An 18462-nucleotide genomic window follows, 5' to 3' on the forward strand; every position below is an offset into this window, starting at 1 on the left:
GATTGGTCTGCTAGTTGTATACAGTCCGGTCCCGTCCGGGCCTGCTATTTCGCCGGCAGCGGGCTGGCCAGGTAATCCGCCCCCGTCAACTGCCCGCCGTTGAAGGACAGCACCCACACGGAGGCCTTTTTCGCCTCCACCTCGTCGAGCGGGAGGCGGCCGTTCGCGCTGAGCCACGCGATCATCTCGGGGATCGCGATGCCCTGACCGACCACGACGGAAGTCCCGTCGGAGTCGATGAGTCCGGTGAAACGCCGCTTGCACTCGACCTCGTTGCGCTGCCACGCCTCGTCGCCGAACAGCGGGTCGACCACGACGTCGACGTTGAGTTCGTCGGCCAGCGGGGCAGCCGTCGCCTGACACCGCTCCGGCTCAGCGGAGTACACAGCCACGGGCTTGTACGGCAGGAGCATCGGCACGAGCATCTCCGCCTGCCGCCGGCCCTTCTTGTCCAGGGGGCGCAGGTTGTCGTCACCCTCCCAGTTCCGGCGCTGGTGCGCGCGCCCGTGGCGCACGTAGAGGATCCGGGAGGTCGCCGGCAGGCGGAACCGCTTCTCGGCCTTGTCCAGCACGTGCCGGTCCACCTCGTAGCTCAGCAGCGCCCGGGCCTCCGGCAGCGGCAGCCAGCGCAGCTCATCGACCTCCTCGTTGGGGGTGAACCCGCCGCCCAGGACCTCGCCCGTCCAGTAGTAGACGATCTTCGTGCGGTCGAGCACCGGGTAGGTCACCTTGCCGAGCAGCTTGCCCAGGCGGATCTCGTAACCGGTCTCCTCCAGGATCTCCCGGGCCGCGGTCGTGGGCAGGGACTCGCCCGGATCCACCTTTCCCTTCGCCAGCGACCAGTCGTCGTAGGAGGGGCGGTGGATGACGGCCACCTCGACGGTGTCCAGATCGTGGATGTCACCGCGCCACAGCACCGCGCCGGCCGCCAGCATCGAACGCTTGAACTCCTTCGCCGGGTCAACCGGGATCACCTGATGACGGCCGTTGACCAGCAGTTCCGGCCCCTGATCCTTGTCCACCTCGTGAGGTTGCGGATTCTTCGCCATGTTTCTCCTTCGGCGGTGTCGGTTACGATTCCCCCCATTTTCACCCACCGCCGCGCGGTTCGCACGGCCAACCCGCCCTTTGCTTCCTTTAAGCTGGCTTGCGGACAGTGGTCGAACGAGTGAGGGAGCAACGCGTGGTCAAGGTCGCGATCATGGGCGCAGGTTCGTGGGGCACCACCCTGGGCAAGGTGTTCGCCGACGGCGGCAACACCGTCACCCTGTGGGCGCGCCGCCCCGAGCTGGCGCGGCAGATCCAGAAGACCCGCGCGAACCCGGACTACCTCCCGGACATCAAGCTCCCGGACTCGGTGACCGCCACCGACGACCCCGCCCTGGCCCTGGCCGGTGCCGACATCGTGGTGTTCGCCGTCCCCAGCCAGACGATGCGCGACAACCTCAAGGTGTGGACCCCGTTGCTGCCCCCGGACTCCACCCTGGTGAGCATCTCCAAGGGCGTGGAGACGGGCACGCACCTGCGCATGAGCGAGGTCATCGCCGAGATCACCGGCGCCGGCACCAACCGCATCGCGGTGCTCTCCGGCCCGAACCTGGCCCGGGAGATCGCCCAGGAGCAGCCTGCCGCCACCGTCATCGCGTGCGCGGACGAGAACCGCGCCAAACTGGTCCAGGCCGCCGCCGGAACCCCTTACCTGCGCCCGTACACGAACACCGACGTCGTCGGCGTGGAACTCGGCGGCGCCTGCAAGAACGTCATCGCCCTGGCCTGCGGCATGTCCGCGGGCCTGGGCTTCGGCGAGAATTCCATGGCGACCCTGGTCACCCGCGGCCTGGCGGAGATCTCGCGGCTGGGCGAGGCACTCGGCGCCGACCCCCGCACCTTCGCCGGGTTGGCCGGCCTGGGCGACCTGGTGGCCACCTGCACCTCGCCGCTCTCGCGCAACCGTTCCTTCGGCGTCCGCCTCGGCGAGGGCGGCACGCTGGCGGAGGCCAAGAAGGCCACCCACGGGCAGGTGGCGGAGGGCGTGATCTCCTCCAACTCGATCTTCCAGCTGGCGGAGGCGCACAAGGTGGAGATGCCCATCACCGAGGCCGTGTACGCCGTGTGCCACCGCGGGCTGGACGTGCGCGACATGATCGCCGCACTGATGGGTCGTTCCAGGAAAGCGGAATACAACCCGGTAGGCTGACCCCTCATGGAACAGCCACAGCGCATCACGGTCGGGGTCATCTACGGGGGACGCAGCAGCGAACATTCAGTGTCCTGCGTGTCTGCGGGTGCGGTGATGTCGCACCTCGACACGGGCAGGTACGCGGTGGTGCCCATCGGCATCACCCCCGAGGGGATGTGGACTGCGGGGGAGTCCGACCCCAACGCACTGATGATCCGGGACGGGCGGCTGCCGTCGGTGGAACCCGGCGCGGAGCTCGCCCTCTCGCTCAACCCGGCCGACCGCGGCCTGGTGCGCAACCTCGCCACCGGCGCCGAGCACGCGCGTCTTGACGTCGTCTTCCCCGTCCTCCACGGCCCCTTCGGCGAGGACGGCACCATCCAGGGCCTGTTAGAGCTCGCCGGGATCCCCTACGTGGGCACCGGGGTGCTGTCCTCGGCGTGCGGGATGGACAAGGAGTTCACCAAGAAGCTCGCCGCGGCGGAGGGCCTGCCCATCACCGCCGAGGTGATCCTGCGCGGGACGGGGACCGACCTCGACGAGGCCCAGCGCGACCTGCTGGGCCTGCCCGTCTTCGTCAAGCCCGCCCGCGGCGGCTCCTCGATCGGGGTGTCCAGGGTGAGCGACTGGGCGGACCTGCCCGCAGCCGTGGAACTGGCCCGGGAATCGGACCACAAGGTCGTCGTCGAGGCCGAGATCATCGGCGCCGAGGTGGAGGTCGGTGTGCTCGAGCACCCGGACGGCTCCCTCGTGGCCTCCGTGCCGGCGAAGCTCAATAACACCGGCGACTCGGACGAGGGCTTCTACGGTTTCGAGACCAAGTACCTCGACAACGTGGTCACCCCCACCATCCCGGCGCCCTTCGGCGAGGAGACCAACGACCTCATCCGGGCGATGGCGGTCGACACCTTCCGCGCCCTGAACTGCCAGGGCCTGGCTCGCGTCGACTTCTTCCTCACCGACGCCGGCCCCGTGCTCAACGAGATCAACACCATGCCCGGCTTCACCCCGATCTCGATGTACCCCCAGATGTTCGCCGCCTCCGGGGTGCCCTACGAAGAGCTTCTCGACATCCTCGTCGCTACTGCTCTGCAGTCCGAGCGGAGATAACCTCGCCCAGCGCGACGACGGCGGCGTTGCCGGTCTCCTGCGGGACGCTGACGGCGATGTCGACGTCGCGGCCCAGGGCGAACCACGTCGATGACGTGGTGCCGTTGGCCAGGGTGGTGTCCTCGAACCAGACGATGTCGTTGACCTGGTTGAGCTGGATGCCCGGCTGGTAGTTCTCCGGCGGGGCGACGCCGCAGCGCAGGACGACCGGCTCGAGGCCGTTGGCGGCCCACGCGGCGGTGAGGGGCTCGGCGACGTCGATACGCGAATACTCCTCGGCGAGGGTGTCCGGCAGGTTGTCCAGCAGATCCCCGCACCGGGCGCCGTCCCCGGCGGCGAGCTGCGACAACGGCGCGGGGAAGGGCTCGTGGCCGGCCGCCGGCAGCGCGGAGGCTCCGAGGTCCTCGACCGGGTTGTCCGCGCGGCCCAGGGACTCCTCGTCCGCGGTGACGGCGACGACCGGGGTGCGGTCCACGGTGAACCAGGACGCGAGGGTGGAACCGGGGGTGGCGTCGGTGATCAGCAGCCACTCGACGCCGTCGATCGTCTCGGTCGGGGCGTAGTCGGTGTACTGCAGCGGCAGGTCGACGCCGCAGCGCAGCGTCACCCTCTCGACCGAGCTGGAGGCCCAGGCGGCGACACCGTCGGGGGCGGGCTCAGCGATCTCGGCGCGGTCGTGGCCGATGAGTTCGTCGGGGAGTCCGGCGATGAAGTCGGCGCATTCCGGTGAGTCAGCCAGCGGCGCAGGAAGGTCGCTCATGGCCACGGGCTGTTTGGCGGCGCGGTCGAACACCAGCTTCGCGCCGACGACGACACCGAGGACCAGCGCCACCGCCAGCACCAGGGAGAGGTAGATGGCGGTTCGTCCGGAGCGGCTAGGTTGATAAGTGGAGCTCATGAACTGGAAGTCTATCGAAAGGGATGGCGTGACCATCTTCCCCGCCCACTATTCCGGCCCGACCCTCGGGGAGGTCGGCGAACACCGGGCGATCGAGGCGATCATCACCGCCGCGCCCTCGTCCCGCAACGGCGACGACGCCGCCGTCCTCAACCACGCCTCGCCGAACTCCCGGGCGGTGGCGACGACGGACATGCTCATCGAAGGCCGCCACTTCCGGGCGGACTGGTCCACGCCGGAGGAGATCGGACAGAAGGCGATCGTGCAGAACTTCGCCGACATCGAGGCCATGGGGGCCCGGCCCATCGCCGCCCTCCTGGCCATCGCCGCCCCGCCGCACACCCCGGTGTCCTACATCCGCGGCATCGCGGCGGGCATCAACGAGCGGGTGGGGGAGTACTCCGCGGAGCTCGTCGGCGGGGACCTCACCTCCGGGGACCACCTTGTCCTCTCGGTCACCGCCATCGGCTCCCTCGGCGGCTCGCGCCCCGAGCTCACCCTCGACCGCGCACGGCCGGGGCAGCGGGTCGTCGCCCACGGCAGCATCGGCTGGTCCGCGGCCGGCCTGGCCCTGCTGGAACGATTCGGGCGGGACGCCGTGCCGGAACAGTTCACCCCGCTCGTCGAGGCCCACTGCGCCCCCCGCCTCAACCCCGGCCGCGGCGTCATCGCGCGCGCGACCGGCGCGACCGCCATGACCGACAACTCCGACGGCCTCATCGCCGACCTGGGCACCATCGCCCGCCGCTCCGGGGTGGGCATCGATCTCCACTCCGCCGACGTCGCCCCGGCACCGCTGGTGGCCGAGGCCGCCGAGCTGCTGGGCGCCGACCCCTGGGAGTGGGTCATGTCCGGCGGGGAGGACCACACCCTGCTGGCCACCACCGCCGGGGATCCGCCCTCGGGTTTCCGCTCCATCGGCCGGGTGGTGCGCGGCGACGGCGTGACCATCAACGGCGAGGACCCGAAATACACCCACGGATGGGTGAGTTTCTGACCATGCTTCCCGTGCACTCCACCTGGCGGCCGGCCCTCGCCCCCGTCGAAGACCAGATCCACGAGCTCGGCGATTTCCTGCGCACCGAACCGGACTACCTTCCCGCGGGCGGCGACATCCTGCGCGCCTTCCAGGATCCCTTCGACGAGGTCAAGGTGCTCATCGTCGGCCAGGACCCGTACCCCACCCCCGGCCACGCCATGGGGCTGAGCTTCTCCACCCGCCCCGGGGTGCGCCCCCTGCCGCGCAGCCTGGCCAACATCTACCGCGAACTCAATTCCGACCTGGGCCTGCCGATCCCGGAGGACGGCGACCTCAGCGCCTGGTCCCGGCAGGGGGTGCTGCTGCTCAACCGGGTGCTCACCGTCCGGCCCGGCGAACCCGCCTCCCACCGGGGAAAGGGCTGGGAGCAGGTGACGGAGGCGGCGATCCGGGCGCTCGTCGACAGGCGACGGCCGCTGGTGGCCATCCTCTGGGGACGCGACGCCCAGACCGCCGGCCGTTTCCTCGGCGACACGCCACGCATCGAGTCAGCACACCCCTCCCCGTTGTCGGCTTCCCGGGGCTTCTTCGGGTCCCGGCCCTTTTCCCGGGCGAATGAGCTGCTCGTGTCCGCCGGGTCAGAAGAGGTGGACTGGCGGCTGTAGACTACGGCGTTATGTCCCATCCGCGAGAGCTCAACGGCAGCCGACTCCACGACTGGGCGGCCCGGGCCGTGGCCGAGCTGTCCGCCCGCCGCGCGGAGATCAACGCCCTCAACGTCTTCCCCGTCCCGGACGCGGACACCGGCTCCAACATGGCGCACACCATGGAGGCCGCCCTCGCGGAATCCGGCCGGCTGGCGGGGGAGCCCAGCGTCGGGGAGGTCGCCCGCGCACTGGCCGTCGGCAGCGTCCGGGGGGCGCGGGGCAACTCCGGGCTCGTGCTCAGCCAGGTCCTGCGGGCCATCGCGAATTCCACCAACCACGGCAACGTCGACGGCACCTGCATCGCCGAGTCGCTCACCCTGGCGGTGCAGCTGGTCGACCGCGCTATCGCGGAGCCCGTCGAAGGAACCGTGATCACCGTCCTGCGGGCCGCCGCGATCGCCGCCGAAGCCGCTGAAGCCGCGGGCAGCGACCTGCACGAGGTCGTGTCCTCCGCGGTCGACGCCGCCCGCACGGCGCTGGCCAACACCCCCTCCCAGCTCGACGTCCTCCGGGAGGCCGGGGTCGTCGACGCCGGGGGAGCGGGCTTCGTCGTTCTGCTGGAGGCCCTGCTCGCCGAGATCGAGGGGGCCGCAGCCGCCGCATCCACCGCCCCCGAACCGGGCTCCGTCGGCCCGCAGCTGGAGGTCATGTTCTTCTTCGACGGCGACCTCGGCACCCTCGAGTCCGCCCTCGCAGGACTGGGCGACAGTCTCGTCATCGCGCGCGCCGAGGAGACCAGCGGCCGAGTGCACATCCACTCGCACACCGCCGGCCGGGTCATCGAGAAGGCCTTCGCCCAGGGCGGGGTCTCCGACCTGCGGATCGAGGTGCTTCCCGACGCCCCCCAGGTCGCCACCCCGCGCCGCGTCGTCGTGGCGGTCACCCCGCCCGGCTCAGTCGCCGACCTGTACCGCGAGGCGGGCGCGGTCGTCGTCGCGCCGGGCGAGGACGTCGTCTCCGACATCCTCTCCGGGGTGCGGAACTCCAGCGCGCAGGAACTGATCCTGCTGCCCAACGGGCTGCTCGACCACCGCCAGCTTGTCTCCGTGGAACGGGCCACCCACGCCTTCGAGCAGTCCATCACCATCGTGCCCACCGGGCGGTTGGTCTCCGGCATCGCGGCCCTGAGCGTCCACGACGCGCAGGCTCCCGTCGGGGTGGCGGCCTACACCATGTCCGAGGCCGCCGCCTCGATGCGCACCGCCACGCTCAGCGCCGAAGACATCACCACCACCGTCGAGGACGCCGTGGAAGCCGCCTGCCGGACCCTGCTCGCCGAGGGGGGCGAGCACGTGATCCTGCTGACGGGGACGCAGGTGGACGTCGAGAAGCTCGACGAGGCCCTGCGTGTCGACGTCATGGCGTACCCGGCCGACGGGCTGGGCCATCTGGTGGAGATCGGGGTCGAGTAGCGGTGCTCGGCTGGACCGACGACCGGAAGCTCGCCGACGTCCTCCCCGACAAGGAGGCCAAGGCGCTGACCAAGGCCCTCGGCTACGTCACCTGCCACGACCTGCTCGAGCACACCCCGCGGGCCTGGTCGCGCCACGGCTCCGGCGTGCTCGCCGAGGACGCCCTCGAGGGCGACATGATCACGTGCGTCGGCGAGGTAATCGCGGTCCGCGAGTTCCACACCCGCGACGGCAAGACCGTCACCCGCCTGACCATCAACGACGGGCGCACCGTCTTCACCGCCTCCTTCTTCAACTCCGCCTACGTCACCCGGCTCCTGCGCCAGGGCTCGAAGGCGATGTTCTCCGGCAAGCTGAAGTTCTACCGGGGCGAACCGCAGCTCCAGCACCCGGACTTCCTCATCCTGCCCGGCCCCGGAGAGAAGGCCGCCGGGTCGCTGAAGGCCTTCACCCTCTACGGCGACCCCGACGAACAGCTCCGCGACCTCGATTTCGTGCCCATCTACCCGGCGACCGCGAAGATGGCCTCGTGGCGCATCATGGCCGCCATCCGGCACATCCTGCGCACCCTCGACCCGGTGCCCGAGCCCCTGGGGGAGGTCCCCGCGGGGCACGTCAGCTTCGACGAGGCCATCCGCGGCGTCCACTTCCCCGGCCCCGAGGGCCCCGAACCGCACCTGGAGCGGCTCAAGTACAACGAGGCGCTCACCCTCGGGCTGGTCATGGCTCTGCGCCGACTGGAGACCCTGCGCCGCACCGCCCCCGCCCTGCCCCCGGTCGAGGACGGGCACCGCACGCGCCTGCTTTCCGGACTCCCCTTCGAGCTGACCGACGGCCAGCGCACCGTCATCGCCGAACTCGAGCAGGACCTGAGCCAGGGCGAACCCATGAGCCGCCTCCTGCAGGGCGAGGTCGGCTCCGGAAAAACGGTCGTCTCGCTGGTGGCCATGCTCCAGGCAGTCGACGCTGGCCGGCAGTGCGCCCTGCTCGCCCCCACCGAGGTGCTCGTCGCCCAGCACGCCCGCACCCTCACCGGCCTGTACACCGGCGTGAAGATCGTCGCCCTCACCGGCTCCATGCCCGTGGCCGCGAAACGTCAGGCCCTGCTGGACATCGTCTCCGGCGAGGCGGACATCGTGGTGGGCACGCACGCGCTCATCCAGGACACGGTCGAGTTCTTCGACCTGGGGCTGGTCGTCGTCGATGAGCAGCACCGCTTCGGCGTCGAGCAGCGCGCCCGCCTGCGCGCCAAGGGCCGCGACGGCAAGACCCCGCACCTCCTGGTCATGACGGCCACCCCCATCCCGCGCACCATCGCCATGACCGTGTTCGGCGACCTCGAGGTCTCCACGCTGCGCGAGCTGCCCGACGGCCGGCGCCCCATCGAATCCGTCGTCGTCCCGGAGTACAAACCCGCCTGGGTCCGCCGCGCCATCACCCGCATCGGGGAGGAGGTCGAGGCCGGCCGGCAGGCCTACGTCGTGTGCCCGCGCATCGACGGCGAGGGCGGAGTCCTCGAGGTCTTCGACATCCTCGGCCGCGGCCCCTTCCGCAATTTCGTCGTCGGCTACCTCCACGGCCGGATGTCGGGCGAAGAGAAGGACTCCGTCATGAGCCGTTTCGCAGCCGGGGAGATCCATATCCTCGTGGCCACCACCGTCATCGAGGTCGGCGTCGACGTACCCAACGCCACCGTCATGCTCATCCGCGAGGCAGAGAACTTCGGCGTCTCCCAGCTCCACCAGCTGCGCGGCCGCGTCGGCCGTGGCGGCCACGCCTCGCTCTGCATCTTCCACACCCTCGCCGAGGAGAACTCCGAGGCCGACCGCCGCATCCGCGACGTCGCCGCCACCTCCGATGGTTTCCAGCTCGCAGAACTCGACCTCATCCACCGTCAGGAGGGAGACGTCCTGGGTACCAGCCAGTCCGGCACCACCCGCACCGTCCGGCTGCTCAACCTGCTCGAGGACTACGCCATCATCGAACGCGCCACCAGCGACGCCGCCGTCCTCGTCGGCAGGCATCCGCTGCTCGCCCAACGGTTGGTCCTGGAGATCGACCGCACCGACCGTGAGTTCCTGGAGAAGAGTTAGGGTGTAGGGCATGGATATCTGCGCCCCCTTCGCCGGCATCGTGCGCTACCACGTAGCCACCGGCGACACCGTCGCCACCGGCGACGCCCTGGCCACCGTGGAGGCAGTCAAACTCGAGGCACCGGTCCTCGCGCCGGGCCCCGGCACCGTCGGTTCCCTCGCCCGCGGGGATTACTCGGACGTCGTCGGCGGCGAGTTGCTCATGGAGGTCTCCGAATGACCCGCATCATCTCCGGGGAGGCCCGAGGCCGCAGGCTCAAGGTCCCGCCCGCCGGCACCCGCCCCACCTCCGACCGTGCTCGGGAAGGCCTCTTCTCCTCCCTGCAGGTGCGCTTCGGCTTCGGGGACGCACGCGTGCTGGACCTCTTCGCCGGCTCCGGCGCCCTCGGCCTCGAGGCCGCTTCGCGGGGCGCGGCCGAGGTCGTCCTCGTGGAGAGTGACCACGCTGCGGTGGAGGTCATCCGGCACAACGCGGGCGTCGTGAAGCATCCGGCGGTGCGGATCGAGGAGATGAAGGCGTCGACCTACCTCGCCAACGCGCCGCGCGACTACTTCGACATGGTGCTGGCGGACCCGCCCTACGAGCTCGCCGACGAATCCGTCCGCGAGATGCTCGAGGCGCTGGAACCCGCGCTTGTCGACGGCGCGGCTGTCGTCGTCGAGCGCCACGTCTCCTCGCCGGAGACCGACTGGCCCGCCGGATTCGAGCCCACCACCCAGAAACTGAAGAAGCGCACCTACGGCATCGCACGCATGGACATGGCCGTCTACCGAAAGGACACCCAGTGAAAGCCGTCTGCCCCGGTTCCTTCGACCCGGTGACCATGGGCCACCTGGACATCTACCGCCGCGCCGCCGCCCACTTCGACGAGGTCGTCGTGCTGGTGACCGGTAACCCCAGCAAGAAGTCCGGCCTGTTCACCATCGACGAGCGGATGGAGCTCATCCGCGAAGTGACCAGCGACGTGCCCAACCTCCGCGTCGACTGGTGGGGCGGCCTGCTCGTCGACTACACCACCGAGCACGGCATCCATGCGCTGGTCAAGGGGCTGCGCACCGCGCTCGACTACGAGTACGAGCTACCGATGGCGCAGATGAACCGGCGACTGACCGGCATCGACACCTTCTTCCTGCTCACCGACGAGAAATACGGCTACATCTCCTCCTCACTGCTCAAGGAAGTGGCCAAGTACGGCGGGGACGTGCACGGCCTGCTGCCCGATGCGGTCGTCGACGCGGTCAAGGAGAAGTACCGCACGATAGACGGGTAGTCTGTTCGGGTGCCAGCCGAACTTCTCCTCATTTTCCTCATCGTCGCCGTCGGTTCCGCCATGCAGCGGATCTCCGGCATGGGCCTGGGCCTGATCGCCGGCCCGGTGCTCGCCGTGACGATGGGTCCGGTCGAGGGCATCCTCGTGGTCAACGTGCTGGCGTTCTTCAACGCAGCTGCCACGACCGCCACCGTCCGCGAGTACGTCGACTGGCGCAAGTTCGCCGTCATCGCCTCGGTCCTCGTCGTCGGCGCCGTGCCGGCCGCCCTCCTGGTGCGCGAGGTCTCCGGCTCCCTCCTCCAGGCCTTGGTGGGCAGCCTGCTCCTCATCGCCCTGGCGGTGACCACCTTCGGCAAGAAGTACATCCCCCGCGCCGAGGGCACCGTCCCGGCGGTCGTCGCCGGCATCGCGGGCGGCTTCATGAACACCCTCGCCGGCATCGCCGGACCGGCGATCACCGTGTACGCGCAGGCGTCCCGCTGGCCGCAGCAGTCCTTCGCCGCCACACTCCAGCCGATCTTCATGGTGGCCGGCGCGCTCTCCTTCATCACCAAGATCCTTTCGGGCGCCGGGTCACTCACCGACACCGACTGGCTCATCTGGCCCGTCGGCCTCCTGGGCATGGCCCTCGGCCTGTGGGTCGGTGTCCGGCTCAGTGAGAAGGTCAGCCGACCACGGGCACGCAACATCGCCCTCGTCCTCGCCTCCGCCGGCGGCGTCACCGCCCTCGTCCGCGGTGTCTCGGGTCTGCTCTAACAGCTCATCCCTGGCCCGCTTCCGGGCCTGTGCCGCCTGCCGGGCGCGCTGGTTGCGGGCGTCGCGGCGCTGCACGAAGGTCTGCACCCACCGCCTGGAATCCGCGGCGAGCGGCCCCTCCGGGAGGTCCTCGACCCAGATGCCGTTGGGCAGCAGCCAGATGACGTGGCCGGTGACCGCGTCGAGGACGTAGCGGATGTGGCCGGCGGTCTTGAGGTTGTGGTGGTGCCGGCACAGGTTGACCAGGTTGCCGGCCGAGGTCGTGCCGCCGTCGGCGTGGTTGAGCATGTGGTCGTTGTCGCAGAACTGCGCCGCCACGGAGCAGCCCGGGTAGCGGCAGACGCCGTCCCGGCCCTCGATGAGCGCCTCCAGGAGCGCCGGGGTCTGGTACGCGCCGGTGCTGGTCTCCGCAGCGGCGTCCAGGTCGCGGACGGTTGAGACCTTCGCCAGCCACTCCGCGGCCCGCTCGGGGTTGAGCCATCCGGCGCGGGGCAGATGCACGGGGGCCTCCGCCACGTCGTGCGCCCGGTAGAGGTTCAGGTGGACTTTTACACCCGCGTCCTCACCGGTGAGCAGGAGCGCATGCGCCGCCGCGTGGCCGATCTTGCGTTCCTTGGCCAGGGCCCGCACGCGGGCGTCGATGGCGGCTGCGGTGGGGACGTCGAAACGCGCGAAGAGGTCGGCGGTGCCGTTGTCGTGAATCTTCATGGAGTAGGTCGTGCTGGGCAGTTCCGGGTCCTCCTCGTCGGTGGCGAGGGAGGCGTCGAGCTCGTCGAGCAGAGCCTTGATCCTCTGGCGGATGGCCTTCGGCGACGGCAGCGGCTGGTTGGGGCGGGTGGCGGTGAGGTAGCGGGTCAGGCGGGCGTCGAGCTCCGGGAAATACGCCCGGTCGGCCATGGCGAGGGCTGATTCGATGGCGCGCAGCCGGGACATGTCCAGGTGGTGGAGCTGCTCCTGGTGGGCCCGCAGCGCGGGCAGTTCGTCGAGGGTGGACATGGCCATCAGGGCGAGTTCCACCGTGTGCCGGCCGAGGCCTGTGCTGCGGCTGATGGTGGCGTAGGTGACATCGCAGTCGACGGTCTCGTCGACCGTATCGGCGAGCATGCGCCAGAGACGGTAGGTGGCGCGGGTGACCTCGTGGGAGGCCACGGCGTGGGGGTCGTCGGGATTGTTGACGGAGTAGTAGTTCCTGATCGGAGCTCATGTCCTCACGTGGCATCGGCGGTTCGATCGGCTGTTCGACACGCACGCTAGACCACGACCCCGACACGCCACCCCCTTCCGGGGTTAACCCCGGCCCAGGTAGGGCATCCCGGCGGCGGTCACGGTCACCTGGTCCACGCTGACGTCGGCGGGCATGGAGGCCACCGCCACCAGCAGACGTGCGGCCTCGGCGGCATCGAACATGGGCTCGGAGCCGGTGAAGGAACCCAGCAGGGCGGTGCGGGCATTGCCGATGTCCAGTTCCGTCGCGGTGATCCCGTAGGGGCGGCCGTCCAGGGACGTGGACACCGTCAGGCTGGCCACCGCCGCCTTCGACGCCGCGTACGCCGCGACGCCCGCACGCGGGGAGTGGCCCGCGATGGAGCCGTTGTTGATGATCCGCCCGCCGCCGTTGGCGGCCATCCACTCGAAGGCCTGCTGCGTGCACAGGAAGGTGCCGGTGATGTTCGTGTCGAAGGTGGCCCGCCACTCGGCCGGGGGGACCGTGTGCAGCTCGCCGGTGGGGCCCGGCACCCCGGCGTTGTTGACCAGCAGGTCCAGTCGCCCGTAGTGCCCGGTGACCTCCCGGAAGGCGGCGGCCACGCTGGCCTCGTCGGAGATGTCGCAGGGCACGGCCAGCCCGCACCCCGTCTCCTCCAACGTCTTCCGGGTGCGGCCCAGGAGGGCGAGGTCCCAGCCGTCGGCGGCCAACGCCCGGGCGAACATGCGGCCGAGGCCGGCACCGGCCCCGGTGACTACTGCAACCTTCTTGTCCATGCGCCCATCGTAGAGTGGGCGGTGTGATCACTGCGATGAACTGCTCCATCGGCCGCGCGAGCCTCACAGAAGGCCTCGACGCCGCCACTACGCCCGCCGTCGAACTCTGGTGGCCCTTCGCCGTCCCCGATCCCTCCCGCGCGGAGATCGACGCCGTCGTCGCCGAGCTGAGGAAACGGGACCTCACCCTGGTGGCGCTGAACATGTTCGGCGGGGACCTGGCGAAAGGCGACCGCGGAATCCTCCACGAACGCGACATGCCGGCCGCGCATATCGACGCCGTCGAACGCTTCCACGACCTCACCGGCGTCCCGCGCTTCAACCTGCTCGTCGGCCGCGGCGGGCCGCAGCTCACGGCCGCGCAGGTGGACAGGTTCGGGGCGGTGGCCGGCGACGTCGAAAAGCGGTTCGGGGGAGTGGCGATGATCGAGCCGCTCTCCGGCGCCGCGGACTACCCCGTGAAGTCGCTTGCCGACGCCGCGCTGCTCCCCGGCGCCCTACTGCTCGACCTGTACCACCTCGCCGTCAACGGCCCGGTGGACCTCACGGGTGTCATGCCCGAGCACGTGCAGGTCGCGGACAGCCCGGGGCGAGGTGCCCCGGGCACGGGCACCCTTCCGCTGGCGGAATGGGTGCGGCAGCTCCGCGGCGCCGGCTACGAGGGGCACGTCGCGGGGGAGTGGCTGCCCTGATGGAGATGTGGGACCTCTACGACGTCGACCGCATACCCACCGGGGGAACCGTCCGGCGGCAGAACGGCCTGCCGGAGGGGCAGCTGCACGTCGTGGTGCACGTGTGCCTGTTCGACGAGGCGGGAAGGCTGCTCATCCAGCGCAGGGACGAGGGCAAGCAGAACTGGCCGGGGCTGTGGGACTTCAGCGTCGGCGGCAGCGTCCACGCGGGGGAGACCAGCCGCGCGGGCGCCGTCCGCGAGGTGAGGGAGGAGCTGGGCCTTGAGCTGGATCTCGCCCGCCCCAGCTTCACCTTCAACTTCCAATACGGCTTCGACGACTTCTATCTCCTGCGCACCAACGCCGCCCTGTCCGACCTCGCCGTCCCCAACGACGAGGTCGCCGAGGTCCGCTGGGCGGATCTCGGCGAGGTGCTGCAGCTGCTGCGCTCCGGCCGGTTCATCAACTACCGGGAGCCGGTGGTGCGCTTCGTCTTCGACTTCCTCGACCAGCGCAACATCTTCGACCTCCGGCAGGGCATCTAGAACAGGGAGGACAGGAACGCGCGGGTGCGGCCCTCCCGCGGGTTGTCCAGCACCTCGGCGGGCGGCCCCGCCTCGACCACCCGGCCGCCGTCCATGAACACCACTGTGTCGGCGACCTCGCGGGCGAAACCCATCTCGTGGGTGACCACGAGCATGGTCATGCCGTCGTCGGCCAGCTTGCGCATGACGCGCAGCACCTCACCGACCAGCTCGGGGTCGAGGGCGGAGGTGGGTTCGTCGAAGAGCATGAGCTTCGGTTCCATGGCGACGGCGCGGGCGATGGCCACCCGCTGCTGCTGGCCGCCGGAGAGCTGCACGGGGTAGGCGTTGGCCTTGTGAGCCAGGCCGACGTCGTCGAGAAGCTCCATGGCGCGCTCTCGGGCCTGTGCGGACGGGACGCCCTTGACGTGCACCGGCGCCTCCATGATGTTCTCCAGGGCGGTGCGGTGCGGGAAGAGGTTGAACTGCTGGAAGACCATGCCGATGTCGGCGCGCTGCCTGGCGGCGTCCTTCTCGGAGATTTCGTGGAGCACGCCGTCGCGCTCGCGATAGCCGATGAGGCCACCGTCGACGTAGAGGCGCCCGGCGGTGACTTTCTCCAGGTGGTTGACGCAGCGCAGGAACGTGGACTTGCCGGAACCGGAGGGGCCGATGAGACAGGTGACCTCGCCCTTGCGCACCTGCAGGTCGATGCCCTTGAGCACCTCGAGCTGGCCGAAGGACTTGCACACCTGCTGGGCGTCGATCATCAGGTCGGTCATGGGGTCTCCTTCACGGTGACGTTGCCGGGGATGGTGCCCTCGGCGTCGGCGAGCGAGGCGAGCTGTCGGGCGGTGAGTTCGCGGCGCGCACCCTTCTCGAAGTGCTTCTCCAGGTAGTGCTGGCCCACCATCAGCAGCGAGGTGACGGCCAGGTACCAGGTGGCGGCGACCAGGAGCATCGGCACCGGCTCGAAGAGCGCGGCGGCGATGTCCATGGATCGGCCGTAGAGCTCCAGCGTGTACGGGATGGCGACCACCAGCGAGGTGGTCTTGAGCATGGAGATCAACTCGTTGCCCGTCGGCGGGATGATGATGCGCATCGCCTGCGGCAGGACCGTGCGGCGCATCGTCATCCCCCAGCTCATGCCCAGGGCCTTCGACGCCTCCATCTGGCCCTCCGGCACGGACGAGATGCCGGAGCGGACGATCTCGGCCATGTACGCGGCCTCGTTGAGGCCCAGGCCCAGGACGGCCAGCAGGAAGGCGTTCCTCAGCAGCGGTTCCAGCTCCACCTCGGCGAAGCCGACGTTGATGGTCTGGTATAGGGATCCGAGCAGGCCCCAGAACACCAGCTGCACGTAGACCGGGGTGCCGCGGAAGATCCACAGGTACACCCATGCCACGCCGCGCAGCACGGGGTTGGGCGACATCCGCATGACGGCCAGGGTGGCGCCGAGGGCGACGCCGATCAGCATCGCCAGGACGGTCAACGCCAGGGTGTGCAGGGCGGCGGTGGCGACCCGGGTGTCGAAGAGGTAGGCGCGGTAGGTGTCCCAGCCGTAGGCCTCGTTGGTCAGCGCGCCGATCACGAACCAGGCCGACAGGCCCAGCACGATCGCCGCGAGGACCCAGCGTCCCGGGTGGCGCAGCGGTTTCGCCTGGATGGGGGCGGGGGTGGTCATGCGTCGGGCTCCTTCTCGTTGATCATGGCCTGCTCGACCAGCCCGGTCTCCACGCCCCACTGGGCGAGGATGCGCTGATAGTCGCCGGTGTCGATGAGGTGCTGCAGGGCGGCTGCCATGGCCGGGCCGAGCGGGGAATCCTTCGGCACGGCCCAGCCGTAGGGGGCGGCGGCGAACATGTCGCCGGTCAGTTCCAGTTCCCCGTCGGAACGGGCGACGGCCCACGCGGTGACGGGGGAGTCGGCGGACAGGGCGTCGGCGCGCCCGATGAGTGCGGAGAGCGCGGCGTTGTCGGAGGTGTCGTAGGAGAGGATGGTGACGGGCTCTTCGCCGGCGGCCTCGCAGGCCTCCGACTTCGGCCGGACGTCGTCGGTCTCGGAGACGGTGGTGCGCTGCACGGCCACGGTCAGCCCGCAGGGGTGCTCCGGGTCGACGTTTCCGCCCGCCGGCTGCGCCCACTGGATACCGGCGTAGAGGAAGTTGACGAAGTCGACGGTCCGGCGGCGTTCCTCGTTGTCCGTGAACCCCGAGACCCCCACGTCGACGGTGCCGGCCTGCACCGCCGGGATGATCATGGCGAAGTCCTGCTCAACGGGCTCGAACTCCAGGCCCATCACCGCCGCGACGGCGCGGGCGAGGTCGATCTCCATGCCGACGATCGATCCGCCGGAATCCTTCACCTCGAAGGGCGCGAAGGGCGGGTTGGTGCCGCCCGAGAGAACACCGTCGGCGGCCACGGATTCCGGCACCATGGCGGAGATCTCCGGCACGGCGTCCGGGGTGATCCGGGTCCATCCCTCGGGATGGACCTCCTCCACGTTGGTCACGCAGGCGCTCATGCTTATCGACGCCGCCGCGATCGCCGCCAGCGCGCTCAAGCGGCGGCGCATCACGCCGGCAGGATTTCTGCGATGATTTCGGACTCGCGGCGGGTGGTGGCCACGCGGTCCGCGACGATGAAGACCGCCACGATCACGGCGCCCAGCACGACCAGTCCGACGATGGCCAGGACGTTGCCGCCCGGGGACAGCAGGTCGGCGGTGTCGGACTGCCACGGCCACAGGGAACGCAGCGACCCGAGCATGAGGCCCGCCATCAGCGTCAGAGAGATGGTGCGGTGCTTCTCCAGGGCCCAGGTGAGCACGCGGATGAACAGCGCGATGCCGACCAGAGCGCCGGCCATGAAGGTGAAGATCACCGGCCACTCACGGTCGGAGATGGCTCCCATGACCGGCGCGTACAGGCCGACGGCCAGCAGGAAGAAGGACCCCGAGACACCCGGGAGCACCAGAGCGCAGATAGCAATGGCGGCGGCGAGGAAGATTACGATCAACGGGGGGTTGTCCTGCGGCGCCGATGTCAGGCCGGTGCCGAAGAAGCTGATCAGCGCCGCCCCGAGGAACAGCGGAATGACCAGCTTCCACTTCCGGCTGACGTCCTTCGGGTCCATCATCGCCACCGGAACCCAGATGGATACCGCCACCATGCCCATGAACAGGGCGCGGGCGTACTCGGGGGAGTTCTCCACGAAATCGTGCAGCACCGTCGACATGGTGAAGACCGCGGCGACCATGCCCACACCCACGGCGATGAGGAAGGGCCAGTCCACCGCCTTGAACTGCCGGCGGAACAGCTGGTTGCCGGTGTTCAGCGCACGTTCGTAGATGCCCACGACGAGTGCGACCGTGCCGCCGGAGATGCCCGGCACCAGTTCGGCCATGCCGATCAGCGCGCCGCGGACGATATTGGCCACGACGGACAGCGGGGTACGCGGCGTCTTGGCGGGGTAATGATGAGGGGTGGTCATGGCTTCTCGGCGCACGCCTTCCATGATGAGTCGGCTCGAATTGTCAGCCCCTTACCTTACGGCACTAACGCAGCGCCGCCGAGACGGCCTGAATGACGCTGCCCAGCACCGCGACCCCGATGAAGCCGACCAGCCAGTCGCGGCCGATCAGCGCAGCGCCCTCCTTCATCTGTTCCTCCGACGGGTTGGAGGAGAGCAGCTGGGCTCCGGAGGAACCCAGGCGCATGTCGGCCGGAAGCTCGTTGAGCTGCGAGGAGGGGGTGGCCTGCACGGCAGGGACGACGCCCAGCGTGAGGGTGGCGGCAGTGCTCAGGGCAATGAAAGTACGGCGCATGTGGCGGAATCCTTGGTAGGTGGGAAACGGGACCCGTCCACTTTAACTGTCGATGCG

20 protein-coding genes are annotated in these 18462 nt (G+C 69.9%); 12 read left to right on the top strand and 8 right to left on the bottom strand.

The window, feature by feature from the left end:
* Positions 1-44: 44 nt before the first annotated feature.
* Positions 45-1049, bottom strand: a complete 1005-nt coding sequence (locus B840_RS05445; protein ID WP_042621306.1) for an NUDIX hydrolase — start codon at positions 1047-1049, stop codon at positions 45-47.
* Positions 1050-1156: 107 nt separating this feature from the next.
* Between B840_RS05445 and B840_RS05450 the strand changes: the two genes are divergently transcribed.
* Both B840_RS05450 and B840_RS05455 read left to right on the top strand, forming a co-directional pair.
* Positions 1157-2197 (top strand): NAD(P)H-dependent glycerol-3-phosphate dehydrogenase, encoded by a 1041-nt coding sequence (locus B840_RS05450; RefSeq protein WP_042621307.1) that lies wholly within the window; start codon positions 1157-1159, stop codon positions 2195-2197.
* Between the two features lie 6 nt (positions 2198-2203).
* Positions 2204-3289, top strand: a complete 1086-nt coding sequence (locus B840_RS05455) for a D-alanine--D-alanine ligase family protein (RefSeq protein ID WP_042621308.1) — start codon at positions 2204-2206, stop codon at positions 3287-3289.
* On the opposite strand, the gene B840_RS05460 is transcribed toward B840_RS05455, so the two are convergent.
* Positions 3261-4187 carry a DUF3515 domain-containing protein gene (locus tag B840_RS05460; RefSeq protein ID WP_042621309.1) on the bottom strand — a complete coding sequence of 309 codons (927 nt, stop codon included), beginning with the start codon at positions 4185-4187 and terminating at the stop codon, positions 3261-3263. The two genes, B840_RS05455 and B840_RS05460, sit on opposite strands and share 29 nt — an antisense overlap.
* Between B840_RS05460 and B840_RS05465 the strand changes: the two genes are divergently transcribed.
* The 8 genes from B840_RS05465 to B840_RS05500 are packed head-to-tail and all read left to right on the top strand — an operon-like array spanning position 4186 to position 11405.
* Positions 4186-5184 carry a thiamine-phosphate kinase gene (locus B840_RS05465; protein WP_042622544.1) on the top strand — a complete coding sequence of 333 codons (999 nt, stop codon included), beginning with the start codon at positions 4186-4188 and terminating at the stop codon, positions 5182-5184. The two genes, B840_RS05460 and B840_RS05465, sit on opposite strands and share 2 nt — an antisense overlap.
* Positions 5169-5831: a uracil-DNA glycosylase gene (locus B840_RS05470; protein WP_042621310.1), complete on the top strand. Its 663-nt coding sequence runs from the start codon at positions 5169-5171 to the stop codon at positions 5829-5831. Before B840_RS05465 ends, B840_RS05470 begins: the two co-directional genes overlap by 16 nt.
* A gap of 11 nt (positions 5832-5842) precedes the next feature.
* The gene (locus B840_RS05475; RefSeq protein ID WP_042621311.1) at positions 5843-7285 is read left to right on the top strand and encodes a DAK2 domain-containing protein; all 1443 of its coding nucleotides are present in this window, start codon (positions 5843-5845) and stop codon (positions 7283-7285) included.
* A 2-nt stretch (positions 7286-7287) separates the two neighbouring features.
* A complete protein-coding gene (locus B840_RS05480) occupies positions 7288-9378 on the top strand; it encodes an ATP-dependent DNA helicase RecG (RefSeq protein WP_042621312.1) in 2091 nt (696 codons plus the stop codon).
* A gap of 10 nt (positions 9379-9388) precedes the next feature.
* Positions 9389-9598 carry a biotin/lipoyl-containing protein gene (locus tag B840_RS05485; RefSeq protein ID WP_042621313.1) on the top strand — a complete coding sequence of 70 codons (210 nt, stop codon included), beginning with the start codon at positions 9389-9391 and terminating at the stop codon, positions 9596-9598.
* A complete protein-coding gene (gene rsmD / locus B840_RS05490; RefSeq protein WP_042621314.1) occupies positions 9595-10167 on the top strand; it encodes a 16S rRNA (guanine(966)-N(2))-methyltransferase RsmD in 573 nt (190 codons plus the stop codon). The genes B840_RS05485 and rsmD overlap by 4 nt, the downstream gene beginning before the upstream one ends.
* The gene (coaD, locus tag B840_RS05495) at positions 10164-10649 is read left to right on the top strand and encodes a pantetheine-phosphate adenylyltransferase (RefSeq protein WP_042621315.1); all 486 of its coding nucleotides are present in this window, start codon (positions 10164-10166) and stop codon (positions 10647-10649) included. The genes rsmD and coaD overlap by 4 nt, the downstream gene beginning before the upstream one ends.
* Positions 10650-10709: 60 nt before the next feature.
* Positions 10710-11405: a sulfite exporter TauE/SafE family protein gene (locus tag B840_RS05500; protein WP_042622545.1), complete on the top strand. Its 696-nt coding sequence runs from the start codon at positions 10710-10712 to the stop codon at positions 11403-11405.
* A 1287-nt stretch (positions 11406-12692) separates the two neighbouring features.
* Here B840_RS05500 and B840_RS05510 read toward each other — a convergent pair.
* Positions 12693-13385, bottom strand: coding sequence for an SDR family oxidoreductase (locus tag B840_RS05510; protein ID WP_042621316.1), 693 nt, complete (start codon positions 13383-13385; stop codon positions 12693-12695).
* A 23-nt stretch (positions 13386-13408) separates the two neighbouring features.
* Between B840_RS05510 and B840_RS05515 the strand changes: the two genes are divergently transcribed.
* Entirely contained in the window at positions 13409-14077 is a 669-nt protein-coding gene (locus B840_RS05515; protein ID WP_156971851.1) for a TIM barrel protein, read from the top strand.
* Positions 14077-14601: an NUDIX hydrolase gene (locus B840_RS05520; RefSeq protein ID WP_042621318.1), complete on the top strand. Its 525-nt coding sequence runs from the start codon at positions 14077-14079 to the stop codon at positions 14599-14601. Before B840_RS05515 ends, B840_RS05520 begins: the two co-directional genes overlap by 1 nt.
* On the opposite strand, the gene B840_RS05525 is transcribed toward B840_RS05520, so the two are convergent.
* From B840_RS05525 to B840_RS05545, 5 genes are all read right to left on the bottom strand, one after another.
* A complete protein-coding gene (locus B840_RS05525) occupies positions 14598-15362 on the bottom strand; it encodes an amino acid ABC transporter ATP-binding protein (protein WP_042621319.1) in 765 nt (254 codons plus the stop codon). The genes B840_RS05520 and B840_RS05525 overlap by 4 nt on opposite strands.
* Positions 15359-16264 (bottom strand): amino acid ABC transporter permease, encoded by a 906-nt coding sequence (locus tag B840_RS05530; protein WP_042621320.1) that lies wholly within the window; start codon positions 16262-16264, stop codon positions 15359-15361. Before B840_RS05530 ends, B840_RS05525 begins: the two co-directional genes overlap by 4 nt.
* Positions 16261-17154, bottom strand: coding sequence for an ABC transporter substrate-binding protein (locus B840_RS05535; protein WP_042621321.1), 894 nt, complete (start codon positions 17152-17154; stop codon positions 16261-16263). Before B840_RS05535 ends, B840_RS05530 begins: the two co-directional genes overlap by 4 nt.
* Entirely contained in the window at positions 17154-18071 is a 918-nt protein-coding gene (locus B840_RS05540; protein ID WP_156971852.1) for a DUF368 domain-containing protein, read from the bottom strand. The genes B840_RS05535 and B840_RS05540 overlap by 1 nt, the downstream gene beginning before the upstream one ends.
* 64 nt (positions 18072-18135) lie before the next feature.
* On the bottom strand, positions 18136-18405 hold the full coding sequence (locus tag B840_RS05545) for a hypothetical protein (RefSeq protein ID WP_042621323.1): 270 nt from the start codon (positions 18403-18405) through the stop codon (positions 18136-18138).
* Positions 18406-18462 lie beyond the last annotated feature (57 nt).

Source organism: Corynebacterium marinum DSM 44953, assembly GCF_000835165.1.
In the GTDB taxonomy this organism is placed as follows: domain Bacteria; phylum Actinomycetota; class Actinomycetes; order Mycobacteriales; family Mycobacteriaceae; genus Corynebacterium; species Corynebacterium marinum.

What these genes read in the sequence shown, in the direction of transcription:
- B840_RS05485 (WP_042621313.1), top strand. Translation starts at nt 9,389, where the DNA reads ATGGATATCTGCGCCCCCTTCGCCGGCATCGTGCGCTACCACGTAGCC.
- B840_RS05525 (WP_042621319.1), bottom strand. Translation starts at nt 15,362, where the DNA reads ATGACCGACCTGATGATCGACGCCCAGCAGGTGTGCAAGTCCTTCGGC.
- rsmD (WP_042621314.1), top strand. Translation starts at nt 9,595, where the DNA reads ATGACCCGCATCATCTCCGGGGAGGCCCGAGGCCGCAGGCTCAAGGTC.
- B840_RS05535 (WP_042621321.1), bottom strand. Translation starts at nt 17,154, where the DNA reads ATGCGCCGCCGCTTGAGCGCGCTGGCGGCGATCGCGGCGGCGTCGATA.
- B840_RS05470 (WP_042621310.1), top strand. Translation starts at nt 5,169, where the DNA reads ATGGGTGAGTTTCTGACCATGCTTCCCGTGCACTCCACCTGGCGGCCG.
- B840_RS05445 (WP_042621306.1), bottom strand. Translation starts at nt 1,049, where the DNA reads ATGGCGAAGAATCCGCAACCTCACGAGGTGGACAAGGATCAGGGGCCG.
- B840_RS05540 (WP_156971852.1), bottom strand. Translation starts at nt 18,071, where the DNA reads ATGACCACCCCTCATCATTACCCCGCCAAGACGCCGCGTACCCCGCTG.
- B840_RS05500 (WP_042622545.1), top strand. Translation starts at nt 10,710, where the DNA reads ATGCAGCGGATCTCCGGCATGGGCCTGGGCCTGATCGCCGGCCCGGTG.
- B840_RS05475 (WP_042621311.1), top strand. Translation starts at nt 5,843, where the DNA reads ATGTCCCATCCGCGAGAGCTCAACGGCAGCCGACTCCACGACTGGGCG.
- B840_RS05530 (WP_042621320.1), bottom strand. Translation starts at nt 16,264, where the DNA reads ATGACCACCCCCGCCCCCATCCAGGCGAAACCGCTGCGCCACCCGGGA.
- B840_RS05520 (WP_042621318.1), top strand. Translation starts at nt 14,077, where the DNA reads ATGGAGATGTGGGACCTCTACGACGTCGACCGCATACCCACCGGGGGA.
- B840_RS05465 (WP_042622544.1), top strand. Translation starts at nt 4,186, where the DNA reads ATGAACTGGAAGTCTATCGAAAGGGATGGCGTGACCATCTTCCCCGCC.
- B840_RS05460 (WP_042621309.1), bottom strand. Translation starts at nt 4,187, where the DNA reads ATGAGCTCCACTTATCAACCTAGCCGCTCCGGACGAACCGCCATCTAC.
- B840_RS05455 (WP_042621308.1), top strand. Translation starts at nt 2,204, where the DNA reads ATGGAACAGCCACAGCGCATCACGGTCGGGGTCATCTACGGGGGACGC.
- B840_RS05510 (WP_042621316.1), bottom strand. Translation starts at nt 13,385, where the DNA reads ATGGACAAGAAGGTTGCAGTAGTCACCGGGGCCGGTGCCGGCCTCGGC.
- B840_RS05545 (WP_042621323.1), bottom strand. Translation starts at nt 18,405, where the DNA reads ATGCGCCGTACTTTCATTGCCCTGAGCACTGCCGCCACCCTCACGCTG.